The organism is Niveispirillum sp. BGYR6 (assembly GCF_027568365.1).
Classification (GTDB): Bacteria; Pseudomonadota; Alphaproteobacteria; order Azospirillales; family Azospirillaceae; genus Niveispirillum.
The window spans coordinates 197,021-209,483 of record NZ_JANLNL010000001.1 but is presented as its reverse complement, the minus strand read 5'-3'; the positions used below and the strand labels follow the sequence as shown (position 1 = coordinate 209,483).

The 12,463-nt window shown below is 65.5% G+C and carries 9 protein-coding genes; 7 read left to right on the top strand and 2 right to left on the bottom strand.

The window, feature by feature from the left end:
* Positions 1-18: 18 nt before the first annotated feature.
* The gene (locus PCJ49_RS00865; RefSeq protein WP_269909276.1) at positions 19-1,017 is read right to left on the bottom strand and encodes a 4-hydroxyproline epimerase; all 999 of its coding nucleotides are present in this window, start codon (positions 1,015-1,017) and stop codon (positions 19-21) included.
* 20 nt (positions 1,018-1,037) lie between these two features.
* On the bottom strand, positions 1,038-1,946 hold the full coding sequence (locus PCJ49_RS00860) for a dihydrodipicolinate synthase family protein (protein ID WP_269909275.1): 909 nt from the start codon (positions 1,944-1,946) through the stop codon (positions 1,038-1,040).
* Positions 1,947-2,014: 68 nt separating this feature from the next.
* Here PCJ49_RS00860 and PCJ49_RS00855 point away from each other — a divergent pair, with 68 nt between their 5' ends.
* The 7 genes from PCJ49_RS00855 (at position 2,015) to PCJ49_RS00825 (ending at position 12,453) form a co-directional block, all read left to right on the top strand.
* Positions 2,015-3,253: an FAD-binding oxidoreductase gene (locus tag PCJ49_RS00855; protein ID WP_269909274.1), complete on the top strand. Its 1,239-nt coding sequence runs from the start codon at positions 2,015-2,017 to the stop codon at positions 3,251-3,253.
* Between the two features lie 12 nt (positions 3,254-3,265).
* The gene (locus PCJ49_RS00850; protein WP_269909273.1) at positions 3,266-4,465 is read left to right on the top strand and encodes a Xaa-Pro peptidase family protein; all 1,200 of its coding nucleotides are present in this window, start codon (positions 3,266-3,268) and stop codon (positions 4,463-4,465) included.
* A gap of 247 nt (positions 4,466-4,712) precedes the next feature.
* Positions 4,713-5,663 (top strand): hypothetical protein, encoded by a 951-nt coding sequence (locus PCJ49_RS00845; RefSeq protein WP_269909272.1) that lies wholly within the window; start codon positions 4,713-4,715, stop codon positions 5,661-5,663.
* Between the two features lie 73 nt (positions 5,664-5,736).
* Positions 5,737-7,887: a T3SS effector HopA1 family protein gene (locus tag PCJ49_RS00840; protein WP_269909271.1), complete on the top strand. Its 2,151-nt coding sequence runs from the start codon at positions 5,737-5,739 to the stop codon at positions 7,885-7,887.
* On the top strand, positions 7,884-9,170 hold the full coding sequence (locus tag PCJ49_RS00835) for a lanthionine synthetase LanC family protein (RefSeq protein WP_269909270.1): 1,287 nt from the start codon (positions 7,884-7,886) through the stop codon (positions 9,168-9,170). Before PCJ49_RS00840 ends, PCJ49_RS00835 begins: the two co-directional genes overlap by 4 nt.
* Positions 9,167-10,762 (top strand): S8 family serine peptidase, encoded by a 1,596-nt coding sequence (locus PCJ49_RS00830; RefSeq protein ID WP_269909269.1) that lies wholly within the window; start codon positions 9,167-9,169, stop codon positions 10,760-10,762. Before PCJ49_RS00835 ends, PCJ49_RS00830 begins: the two co-directional genes overlap by 4 nt.
* The gene (locus PCJ49_RS00825; protein WP_269909268.1) at positions 10,759-12,453 is read left to right on the top strand and encodes an ABC transporter substrate-binding protein; all 1,695 of its coding nucleotides are present in this window, start codon (positions 10,759-10,761) and stop codon (positions 12,451-12,453) included. The genes PCJ49_RS00830 and PCJ49_RS00825 overlap by 4 nt, the downstream gene beginning before the upstream one ends.
* The last annotated feature ends 10 nt before the right edge of the window (positions 12,454-12,463 follow it).

The following is a 12,463-nucleotide window of genomic DNA, read 5'->3' as shown; positions in this document are numbered from 1 at the left end:
AATCTTCCAGACACACACTCACACGACGGTGAAGCCCTTCCAGAACGTGTCCTCCAGATCAATCCAGATGGTGTTGTGACCGGTTGAAACCGCACTGCCCTGGATGGAGGGGATGATTGCCGGCTGGCCGCCCAGCTCGGTCAAGGCTTCCACTTTGCCAATGAACCGGCTGCCAATATAGCTTTCATGCACGAATTGGTCGCCCACCCGCAGCCGGCCCTGATGCACCAGATGCGCCAGCCGCGCTGATGTGCCAGTGCCGCAGGGGCTGCGGTCAATGGCGCGTTCGCCGTAGAACACGGCATTGCGCCCATCGGCCCCGTCACCACGCGGCTTGTCAGCCCACAACACATGGGTGACGCCGCGGATACGCTCATCCAGCGGATGCACCGGCTCCACCTTCTGGCGCATCAGGGTGCGGATGCTGCGCGACAGCTCGACAATGCGACTGGCCCCTAGATCATCCAGCCCCGTATAGGGCCCCTGCGGCTCCACAATGGCGTAGAAATTGCCACCATAGGAGACGTCGACCCGCAAAGGGCCAAAGCCCGGCACCTCAATCTCGATCCCGGTGGCCGCGACATAGGCGGCGACGTTGCGGATGCGCACCCAGCGCACCCGGTCGCCTTCCTGGCCATACTCGATATCGATGATGCCGGCCGGCACCTCCACCTTCAGGCGTCCCGGCACGCGCGGCAGGATCAGGCCATTTTCCAGGCCAAAGGTGATCATGCCGATGGTGCCATGCCCGCACATGGGCAGGCAGCCGCTGGTTTCAATGAACAGGATGCCGACATCCGTATCCGCCTGGGTGGGCGGATAGAGGAAGCCGCCGGACATCATGTCATGGCCGCGCGGTTCAAAGCAGAGCCCGGTACGGATCCAGTCAAACCGCTCCAGGAAATCCTGCCGCCGTTCCGCCATGGAGTTGCCGCGCAGCAGCGGCGCCCCGCCCGCCACCAGCCGGACCGGGTTACCCGCCGTATGACCATCAATACAGAAAAACGTGTGACGCATGATGGCACTCCAGCTTTATTTTACTTCTTCGCCCCGATGGGCCGTGTGGCAGCGGCTTTTTCGACCATGTCGATGACCTGTTTACGACGTTCACCGGCCAGCGGCAGACGGGGCAGGCGGACACGTTCGGAGCCACGGCCCATGATCTGTTCAGCCAGCTTGATGGACTGGACGAGATCATGCTCGGCATCCAGATGCAACAAAGGCATGAACCAGCGATAGATGCGGCGGGCCTCTGCAATGTCGCCGCGTTGCAAGGCGGCGACCAGGGCCACCGATTCCTGCGGGAAGGCGCTGGTCAGGCCGGAAACCCAGCCATGGGCACCCAGGATCATGCCTTCCAGCGCCACATCATCCAGCCCGGCCATCAGCACATAACGATCGCCGAAGATATTGATCAGGTCGGTGAAGCGGCGCGGATCGGGCGCACTTTCCTTGACCGCGACGATGTTGGGGATATCGGCCAGCTTTTCCAGCACGCGGGCGGAGATGGAGACGCGATAGGCGGGCGGGTTGTTATAGAGCATGATTGGCAGGCTGGTCGCCGCCGCCACCGCCTTGAAATGGGTGTAAAGTTCTTCTTCAGTCGGCACATAGACCATGGCGGGCAGCAGCATCAGCCCATCCACGCCCAGCGCTTCGGCATCCCGCGCAAAGGCGACGGCGCGGGATGTCGTCAGTTCCGATACGCCGGTCACCACCGGCACCCGGCCGGCCACATTCTCCCGCGCGCGGGCCAGCACCGCGCGCTTCTCGTCGGGCTCCAGCGAGTTATTCTCGCCGCAAGTGCCCAGCAGGATCAGCCCATCCACGCCATCACGGATCAGCGCATCCTGGACACCGGCTGTCGCATCATGGTCAATCGACAAATCTTCCGCAAACTGCGTGGTCGCCGCAGGGTAAACACCACGCCACGTAAGCTCCGCCATCGTAAATCCTCCGTTGAATTGATAATCGTATACAGTATATAATGCTATTTGAAAAGGAGTTTGTTGCTATGCCGCAATTTCTCGTTATTGGTGCAGGCATTCTGGGTTTGTCAACAGCGCTCGCCTTGCAGGATAAAGGCCTGTCGGTGACGCTGCTGGACGACGCGCCGAAGCGACCGCCCGCCTCCTGGGGCAATGCAGGACATATTGCGGTGGAGCAGGTGGAGCCGCTGGCCAGCCCGGCCACGCTGCGCGGCGTGCCGGGGCGCCTGTTGGCCAGCGACGACGCGCTGTCCCTGCCCTTGCGCGACCTGCGGCATTGGCTGCCCTTTGGCATCCGGCTGGCGCTGGCGGCGCGGCCTGCCGCTTATCGGGCCGGAACAAAGGCCCTGAAGGGGCTGGTCACCCAGGCAATGCCGGCCTGGCAGCGGCTGGTGGGCGGGCTGGGCGAGCCCGGCCTGCTGCGGCAGGATGGGCATTATGTGCTGTGGGATACGCCACAAAGTGCCGCCGCCGGGCTGGCCCGCTGGCAGGCCAGCGATACCGGCACCACCGATTTCCGCCCCATCGACCGGGAAGAGACGGCACAATTGCGTGCCCTGCTGGGGCGTGACCCGGCCGGCGGCATCCGTTTCCGGGGCAGCGGCCAGATTGCTAGCCATGACCGGCTGTTCCAGGCCATGCGGGAGAGGCTGCTGGGCCGCGGCGGGCAGATCATCACCGGCAAAGCCACCGCCCTGCCGGTGATGGATGGAAGGGCGGCGGTAAAGCTGGCCGATGGCACGCTGTTGGCGGGTGATGGCATTGTCGTCACCGCCGGGGTGGCCAGCCGCCCGCTGATGGAAAGCCTGGGCCATCGGGTGCCGATGATCGCCGAACGTGGATACCATCTGCACGCACCGCCGGGGGAATGGCCGGCCGACCTGCCGCCCTTGGTGTTTGAGGATCGGTCGCTGATCGTCACCCGCTTTGCCGATTATCTGCGTTGTTCCAGCTTTGTGGAATTCAGCCACCCAGACAGCCCCGCCGACCCGCAGAAATGGGAACGGTTGCGTAATCGTGTACGAGAATTGGGCCTGCCCTTCCCCCTGCCGGCGGGCGAATGGCTGGGCAGCCGCCCCACCCTGCCCGATTATCTGCCCGCCATCGGTCGCAGTGACCGGGCGGGCAATCTGTTCTATGCCTTCGGGCATCAGCATCTGGGCCTGACGCTGGGGCCATTGACGGGGGAATTGATCGCCGCGCAGGCAACGGGCCAGCGCCCTGCCCTGGATCTTTCGCCCTTCAATCTTGATCGTTTCGGATAAGGAATAATCATCATGACAAGTGGTATCGGTGGTTCCACTATCGAAATGGAGCTTTCTGGCCTTGGCCCCTGGGCCGATATTGCCCCCGCCATCACCCCGGCGGAGCGGGAGGCGCGGCTGGAAAAGGCCCGCCAGCTGATGGTGGCCATAGGGGCCGACGCATTGCTGGTGGGGGCCGGGGCCAGCCTGCATTATTTCGCCGGCGTGCCCTGGGGCGCCTCGGAACGGCTGGTGGCCATGCTGCTGACCCGGTCGGGCGACCCACTGCTGTTCGCCCCCACCTTCGAGCTGGGGTCGCTGGCGGCCGATACGGCCATTTCCGCCAGCGTGCGCGATTGGCAGGAACATGAAAGCCCCTATGCGCTGGTGGCCGGTGCGCTGGCGGAACGCGGGGTCGCCACCCTGGCCGTCGACCCCGCGATGGCCTTCACCATGGTGGACAGGCTGCGCAAGGCCGCACCGGGCGTCAACCTGCTGGATGCCACACCGGTGATCGATGGCTGCCGCATGGTGAAATCCGCTGCCGAGTTGGCGGCCCTGCGTCAGGCCAAACAGATGACGCTGGAGGTGCAGCGCCGGGCCGCCCGCATCCTGCACCCCGGCATCACCGCCACGGAGGTGAAGCGTTTCATCGAGCAGGCGCATCGGGCACTTGGTGCCGCCGGCAACAGTTTCTGCATCGTCCAGTTCGGCCGTTCCACCGCCTTCCCGCACGGGTTGCCGGGGGAAAGCGTGCTGGCGGAAGGTGATGTGGTGCTGATCGATACCGGCTGTCTGGTTCAGGGCTATCATTCCGACATCACCCGCACCTATGTATTCGGTGAACCGTCACCCGACCATCGGCGCATCTGGGCGATTGAGCGGGAGGCCCAGCAGGCCGCCTTCGATGCCGTGCGTCCCGGTGTTCTGTGCGAGGCGGTGGACGCCGCCGCCCGCCGCGTGCTGGAGGCGCACGGTCTGGGCCCCGATTACCGGCTGCCCGGCCTGCCCCACCGCACCGGCCACGGAATCGGCCTGTCGATCCACGAGGCCGCCTATCTGGTGCGTGGCGACAAGACACCGCTGGTCCCCGGCATGTGCTTTTCCAACGAACCGATGATCGTGGTGCCCGACCAGTTCGGCATCCGGCTGGAAGACCATTTCCATGTCACTGAAACCGGTGCCGAATGGTTCACCCAGCCGTCACCGTCGATTGATCGTCCATTTGGCTGAACAAAGGCAACCCGCCCGTGCAGGCGCCGGGCGGGTGACCTTCAGAACCAGTTCCTTGAAAGGGTGTCGATCCACGCCACGTAAAAAAAATTCACACAGCACCCGTTAAGAGGGTAATTTACCAATCAGCGCTCACCGTATAATATAAGAGATGTAGCCCATATGGGCTAACCAGAATGGCGGCCGCCGATCCGGGGCCTGCTGAAATTGCAACGCCCATCGCCTTGGGCATAGGGAGAGGTGCTGTATGTTTGGCTGTCCGGGTTATCCGCAAACCATTTCCTATCCCCAGACAATTTCATATCCGCAGGCGATCTCCTGCATCCCCGCCAGCTGCTATTACCCACAGACGATAAGCTTTGCCCAGCCGGGTACGATCAGCTTCGCTCAGCCCGGCACCATCAGCCTCGCTCAGCCGGGTACCATCAGCTTCGCTCAGCCCGGCACCATCAGCTTCGCTCAGCCCGGTACCATCAGCTTCGCTCAGCCCGGTACCATCAGCTTCGCTCAGCCCGGTACCATCAGCTTCGCTCAGCCCGGTACCATCAGCTTCGCTCAGCCCGGTACCATCAGCTTCGCCCAGCCCGGTACCATCAGCTTCGCCCAGCCCGGTACCATCAGCCTCGCCCAGCCCGGTACCATCAGCCTCGCTCAGCCCGGTACCATTAGCTTCGCTCAGCCCGGCACCATCAGCCTCGCTCAGCCCGGTACCATCAGCTTCGCCCAGCCCGGTACCATCAGCCTCGCTCAGCCCGGTACCATCAGCCTCGCCCAGCCCGGTACCATCAGCCTCGCTCAGCCCGGTACCATTAGCTTCGCTCAGCCCGGCACCATCAGCCTCGCTCAGCCCGGTACCATCAGCTTCGCCCAGCCCGGTACCATCAGCCTCGCTCAGCCGGGTACCATCAGCTTCGCCCAGCCCGGCACCATCAGCTTCGCCCAGCCGGGGACGATCAGCCTCGCTCAGCCCGGCACCATCAGCCTCGCTCAGCCGGGAACGATCAGCCTCGCTCAGCCCGGCACCATCAGCTTTGCTCAGCCGGGGACGATCAGCTTCGCCCAGCCGGGTACCATCAGCTTTGCTCAGCCGGGTGGCGCGCCTGCCGGGGTGCCGCAGGGTCCGGTCGCCCCGCCGCAAACCACGGCCATGGGCAACCCCTGGGTGACGCAGACCACTTACTGCCCGCCGGCCGCTTAAGATCGGCCCCGATGGTCTGGACGGGGGCAATCCCCGTCCAGACCCTTTACAGCCTATCGGCAAAGGCCTTTTCATGTTCCTGCTGGCCGGTGATGTTGCGCCCTTCCTGCTGTCGCGCGCCCTGCTGACGGCGGGGGATATTGCTGGCGACACGCTCCGGATTCGGGAGGTGCGGCGACGCAACCGCAGTTTCCGCATCTCTGGCATTGATGGGCCGGGCCTGTTCATCAAGCAGGTGGCTGCCGCTGCTCCCGATCTCGCCGGTTCCATCGGACGGGAGGCCGCCCTGCATCGCATGGCGGCAACGCTGCCTGCCCTTTCGGTTCTTCGGGGGGTGACCGTGGCACTGCGCCGTTTTGAGGAACGCCGCAGCGCGCTGGTCTTCGATCTGTTCGGGGATGCCGAAACGCTGGATGCCCATTATCGCCGCACCCGCCAGACAGAACCGGCGGCGCTGGCCCTGTTGGGTGCTTGTCTGGCGGGCATTCATGCACAGGCGGAACCGCTGGCCGCCACGGTCGCCGAACAGATCGCCGCACCACGCCAGCCGCCCTGGATATTGACCCTGGGCCAGCGCGACATGCCGCTTCTCGGTCAGGGGGGCGCGCATCTGGTGGCCTCCATCCGGGCCACGCCCACCATCCTGCAGGGCCTGCAGACAGCCCTGGCAAGCTGGCAGCCGTGCACCCTGGTGCATGGCGATCTGAAATGGGACAATATTCTGCTTCGACCGGGGGCGAACGACACGCCCGACCTGCGCATCGTGGATTGGGAACTGGCCGATCTGGGCGATCCGCTCTGGGACCGGGCAGGGGTACTGGCCGGATTTTTCAGCAGCTGGTTGGTGGAGGATGGGGGCCTGCCCTGGATGGCCGGCCCCAACGTGCCACCGCGTGCGCCCGCACCGGTCCCCATGCCGCCCCTGCAGGCCATGTGGGCAGCGATGGCCGCCTTCTGGCAGGCGGCAACGGGGGGAAGCTGGTCGGATGCGGCAAGCCTGCGACCGATGCTGCCCTATCTGGGCGCACGCCTGTTGCAAAGCGCCCTGGAATCCACCTTCACCTCCCCCACGGTGCCACCGCTGGCGGCGGAGCTGGTCAATCTCGCCGGGCTGGCCTTTGCCAATCCTGACCGTTTCATGACGGAATTCCTGGGCCTGGGCCGGGTCAGCGGCACTGGTCCGGTCATCCGGCCGGTGGAAGCGGCCTCCAGCCCCCTGCCGCCACCGCCCGCCACCGACTGGGCCGATCCGTCCCTGGTGGCCGCCGCAGAGGCGGTGCGCATCCTGCCGCCGCAATCGGTGCAACTGGCACCGCTGCCGCCGCAATCGGTTTCCGCCCCGCCGGGCCAGGATGTCCGGCCTGCCATGGTGGAGGCCCTGTGGCCCCTGCTCTATCAACATGCCTATACACGCCGCTGGGACGGCAACCCCGCCCCGGCCAAGCCCTTGGATCTGGCCCCCGACGCCACCCTTGTGGCGGCCCTTTCCGCCGCCAATGCCGGGCAGACGCTGCTGGATCGTGGCTGGCAAATCTATCAGCTGGCACCGGATGGGCGGCTGCATGTGGAAAAGGGTGGCTGCTACCGCGTGGTCAGCGCCGGGCAGGCCGGTCTTCCCCCCGGTTACCAGCCCCAGCCCGGTGCCGTGATCGACCTGCAGATGCCGCATCAATCCATCACGGGGCAGGCCGGCTATTACCATGCCTTTGGTGCGACCCCGGCCAGTGCAGCGGAAGAAGGCGATCTGGCCCGACTTTACTTCAATGTCGGGGCGGAACAGGTGCCAACCCTGCTGCATCTGCTGACGCTGGGGCTGAACCGCTATTTCATTCCGTTCAGCCTGAAATGCCCTGTCGCTCCCGCGCTTTATGACCGGGTGGATACGCTGGTGCTGTATCCGCCCCGGCGTTATCTGCCCCTGGTGCTGGAAGTGCTGGATGAAGCGGTAGCAATGATCGCCCCCCTGCTGCGGCCGGGGGAGCCGCTTTTCACCCGCCGCCTGCTGCCGGGGCTGGGCGGGGCAGATGATCCCGGAACAGGGGAGAGCTTTGGCCAGTCACGTTGCCGGCTGCTGGCCGCCGGCATCATTGACGCCTGGTCGGGCAGCGGCACGCTGCTGGATTGCATGACGGCGCGCCTGATCGGGGCCGGGCTGCGGCCGGAGGCGCTGCATCTGTCACCGGGTCTGGCCGATCTCTACCGGCCTTTGCGGGGGGCGGCATGAACCAGATGCTGGCGACAGCCCCGCTTGTGGAAGGGCGGGACCATTTCCTGCGCTGCGCAGATGAAATCGGCCGCCGGCTTTGCCGCGAGGCGCTGCGCGAAGGGGACAGCATCAACTGGCTGCGGACAGAGCCGGAACAGCGGGAAAACCTGCCGCAACTGCTGGTGCGACCGGTCGGGGCCGATCTGTACCAGGGGGCAGCCGGCATCGCGCTGTTCCTGGCCATGCTGCACCAGCGCACGGGCGACCGGCTGGTCGCCCGCACGGTTGATCAGGCGCTGACATTGGCAGCAGCGGGCAGCGGTAAGACTGGTTTTTACACAGGCGATGCCGGGATCGGCGCCCTGTTCATCAGCATCGGCCTGCTGCTGGGACGTGACGGGCTGGTGGAGCAAGGGCTGGAAAAGGTGGCGCAAGCCGCCGCCATGCCGGATGCGGCCACACTCGACATGCTGGGCGGGGCCGCCGGGCTGGTGCCGCTGCTGCTGACCCTGGCGCGCCAGCATGACAGGCCGGATTTCCATGAACGGGCGCTGGTGCTGGGCGACACCATCCTGGCGGCAGCGCAGGCCACGCCGGAGGGGCTGTGTTGGCCCCGCCAGCCGGAAATGCCGGCGGCAAGCGGCTTTGCCCATGGGGACAGTGGTTTCCTGCCCGCCTTGGCCAGCCTGCATCTGGCCCATGGAGAGGCCCGCTGGGCCGAGGCCCTGACCGCCGCATTGCGCTATCAAAGGGGCCATTTTGACCGGCAGGCCCGCAACTGGCCGGATTACCGCGATGGCGCCGGCAATCCCTCTTCCCGGCCCAGTTTTGGTGCATCCTGGTGCCATGGCGCGGCAGGGATCGGCCGGTCGCGGCTCTGGCTGCTGGCAGCCGGCGCGCAGGATCCGCTTCTGGGGGAGGAGTTGGAGGCGGCCCTGCATTCTGTTGCCGCCGCCCTGTCGCAACCCGCCAGCCCCCTTCCCACCGATTTCAGCTATTGCCACGGTATCGCGGGTATGGCCGACCTGTTGCTGGATGCCGGGCTCTGGCTCGGCCGGCCGGAATTGACAGCCTTGGCCGCCGCTGCCGGCTATCGCGGCATTGAACGCCATGCAATTCCCCGCGTGCCTTGGCCCTGCGCCCTGCGGGGTATTGGGGAACAGCCAGGTCTGATGACCGGGCTGGCCGGTATCGGCCATTTCTATCTGCGCCTGCATGATCCGCTGGCCGCTGGCAGCCTGTTGCTGCCAGACCCGTATCTGGGAACACGCAATATCCCGATGGGAGGAACAACAAGATGAACGCGCCGAAGGCCACTGCCCGCTTTCCAGGTTCCCCCTCACCGGAGCCGGGCACCCGTTTTGTGGTATCCCATCGCACCGCCCCCTTTCAGGATGATGATCAGCGCAAACTGGCACGGGAGCGGTTTGACGGCTTTGTGGATCAGGTGCTGGCGCCCAACGCCACGCTGAAGCGGCAGCAGGAAGCGCCGGAGGACCATGGCCGCCGCATCCTGGTGCTGGAGATGGATGGGGATGAATTACGCGAAAAGCTGAAGGACGGGCCCGATCACCTGCTGGTGGAACGGGAATTGCCCCGGCAGATCCCCCGCCCCCTGCCCCCGCCACTGCGCGACCTGCATCGCCGGGCACGACCGGAACCGGCAGCCCGCACGGCGGCGCAGAAAAAAGCCCAGCTTGCCCTGACGCTGACCGTGCTGGCCGATGGTGTGCCCGCAGAGGGCGCCCAGGTCGGCATCTGGTTTGAAACAGGCGGAAGCAACACCACACTGGTGCAGACGGTCACCGATGCCCAGGGGCAGGCGGTCCTGGCCTACACGCCCGGCTGGACAGCATCCAAGGGGCTGATTCTACCCTATGGCCGGGCCTGGAGCATGATGGTGGAGGCCCCGCAGGACGGGCAGACCATCAATCTGCCACCCCTGCCGATGGGCCAGGGCCCCATCGGCTGGTGGCACGCGCTGACCGGTGCCCCCTCTTATGACCCCAACCGGGGGGCGGGCATCCGGATCGGTGTGGTGGATACCGGCGCCGGACCAACGCCGCTGCTGAACCATGTGCACGGCCTGGGGGCCTTTCTGTTTGGGGAGTTTCTGCCCGGCCCGCAGGCGGCGGAAGATGTTCAGGATCATGGCACAGCCGTCACCGGGCTGCTGGGCGCACGGCCATTGCCGGGTTCGACCGATTTCTGCGGGCTGGTGCCGGGCGCCGATATCGGGGTTGTCCGGGTCTATGGCGAAACGGGGGGCGCCAGCCAGGTGGATATCGCCTCGGCCATTGATCTGCTCTCCATCAGCCATAAGGCAGACCTGATCAATCTCAGCCTGGGCGGCGCTGCCTCGGCGATTGAACATGATGCCATTACTGCCGCGCGGCTGCGCGGCACGCTCTGCCTTGCCTCTGCCGGCAACGCAGAGGGGGGGGCGGTAACCTATCCGGCCGCCTATCCGGAATGTGTGGCTGTATCGGCCCTGGGCCTGCTGGGGACGACACCGGCCGGCAGTTTTGCCGCCAGCTGGACCCCGGAACAGTGGGACCGCTACAGTGTCGGCGGTGTCTTCGTGCCGGATTTCATCAGTGTCGGCTGGCAGATTGATGCCATTGCCCCGGGGACGGGCCTGATTTCCACCATCCCCAGCCGCTATGGCCTGGAACGGCCATATGCGGATATGAGCGGGACGTCGCTGGCCGCCCCCCTGACCACGGGCGTGCTGGCTGCACTGCTGAGCCGGGATCCCCTTTATCATAACCTGCCGCGCACCGCCTTGCGGGCGGATTATGCAAGGCAGGTTCTGGCACAGCACCTGATCAATCTCGGCGTGGCACCGTGGTATCAGGGCTGCGGCGCTGCCTATGCGTTCCCGGTGATATGAGGGGCGTTTCCCGTCTGCACGGCTGGCGGCTGCTGCTCGCCATGCTGCCATTGCTGCTGGCCCTGGCCCCCACCGCCGGGGCACAGGATGCGCAAACCCAACGCTTGCTGCAGGAAAAGCGGCTGGTCATAGCGGCAGACAATCTTTACCCCCGCACCCATGGCAGCCTGATCATCACCCAGCCACAGGCCACCCTGTTCAGGCTGACCCAGGGGGTGATCGGGCGGATGCATGGGGAGTTGATTGCCTGTTCGCTCTGCACCCAGCTGCCCAACAGCCTGGACGGTACCCTGGTGACCCAGGCGGACGAGGATGGGCGCACCGTTACCCGGGCGACTTTCGACCTGCTGCCCAACCTGCGCTGGGGCGATGGGACACCGCTGGATATTGGCGATATCGAATTTGGCCTGACTGTGGCCCGGCGTTATCCGCCACAGGTGCTGGACCCGACGGGGATCACCGCCCGCATCCGGTCACTGCGGATGGTCAGTCCCCGCCGGCTGGAGGTGCTCTATGAAGGCACCTTATGCAAGGAACAGCTTTTCGTGCCGCCGCCGCTGCCGCGGCGGTTGGAGGAGCCGATCTTCCGTGCCGATCCGCAGCATTATCTGGATCGTACCCTTTACTTCACCGACCGTACCCGCCCTGGTCTTTACCTGGGGCCCTATATGATCGACCAGGAAAAGCCGCCCCACAGCATCCAGTTGCGGCGCAACCCCTATTATGCCGGCCCCACCCCCTATTTCGAGCGGGTGGACCTGTTGTTCAGGGATGCCACAGCAGCAGAACAGGGGTTGCTGGACGGCAATATTGATGTGCTGCTGCCAAAGGCGGTGCGGGAGGAAGCCTTGGTCCGCTTCACCCGTGAACGGCGCGACCGGTTCAAGATCCTCTGGTCCCCCTCCACCACCCTGACCTGGCTGACCCCGAATTTCAGCCGGCCAGCCCTGGCTGACCGGCAGGTGCGGGAAGCGCTTTATCTGGCGCTGGACCGGGATGCAATGGTGCGTGACCTGACGCTGGGCACATCCCTGGTGGCACCGGGATATCTGCATCCGGGGCTGCCGGCCTATACGGCGGGCTTTCCCCGCTATGGCTATAATCCGGATCGCGCCGCCAGTTTGCTGGAGAGCGCCGGCTGGCGGCGCGACAAGACAGGCCAGCGCCGCAATGCCGAAGGGCACCCCCTGGCATTGACCCTGTCCTACCGCGCCGGTGATCATGGGGTCGCGCAATCCCTGGCAGAGGCCTGGCGGACCATGGGCCTGTCTGTTTCCCTGAAGGAAGAGACGGACATCGTTGGTGCCTTCCGGGGGCGGGGCTTCGATATGGTACTGAGCAGTATTACCTATTCCGCCATCTCTCCCAGTATGCCGCAATTCTTTCTGTCCAGTGCCGTGCCGACACCGGAAAACGGTATGCGCGGCTTGAATTTCACCGGCCATGCCGATGCCGCGCTGGACCGGGCGATGGATGGGATCGATCTGGCTGGTTGCACACGCGACGATCAACGGCAGGCCTGGGTCACCTTTCAGCAGCATCTGATGACGGAATTGCCGCGCCTGCCGCTCTGGTTCAACAGTCTGGGCACTGTATTCACCAACCGGCTGGAGGGGGTGGGCAACCCGCCCTTCGGCGACCCGGTGCTGACCATTCAGCGCTGGCGGCCAAGGGGGGCACCGCCACCATGAGCAGCGCGAC

What these genes read in the sequence shown, in the direction of transcription:
- PCJ49_RS00865 (WP_269909276.1), bottom strand. Translation starts at nt 1,017, where the DNA reads ATGCGTCACACGTTTTTCTGTATTGATGGTCATACGGCGGGTAACCCG.
- PCJ49_RS00840 (WP_269909271.1), top strand. Translation starts at nt 5,737, where the DNA reads ATGTTCCTGCTGGCCGGTGATGTTGCGCCCTTCCTGCTGTCGCGCGCC.
- PCJ49_RS00830 (WP_269909269.1), top strand. Translation starts at nt 9,167, where the DNA reads ATGAACGCGCCGAAGGCCACTGCCCGCTTTCCAGGTTCCCCCTCACCG.
- PCJ49_RS00835 (WP_269909270.1), top strand. Translation starts at nt 7,884, where the DNA reads ATGAACCAGATGCTGGCGACAGCCCCGCTTGTGGAAGGGCGGGACCAT.
- PCJ49_RS00825 (WP_269909268.1), top strand. Translation starts at nt 10,759, where the DNA reads ATGAGGGGCGTTTCCCGTCTGCACGGCTGGCGGCTGCTGCTCGCCATG.
- PCJ49_RS00845 (WP_269909272.1), top strand. Translation starts at nt 4,713, where the DNA reads ATGTTTGGCTGTCCGGGTTATCCGCAAACCATTTCCTATCCCCAGACA.
- PCJ49_RS00855 (WP_269909274.1), top strand. Translation starts at nt 2,015, where the DNA reads ATGCCGCAATTTCTCGTTATTGGTGCAGGCATTCTGGGTTTGTCAACA.
- PCJ49_RS00850 (WP_269909273.1), top strand. Translation starts at nt 3,266, where the DNA reads ATGACAAGTGGTATCGGTGGTTCCACTATCGAAATGGAGCTTTCTGGC.
- PCJ49_RS00860 (WP_269909275.1), bottom strand. Translation starts at nt 1,946, where the DNA reads ATGGCGGAGCTTACGTGGCGTGGTGTTTACCCTGCGGCGACCACGCAG.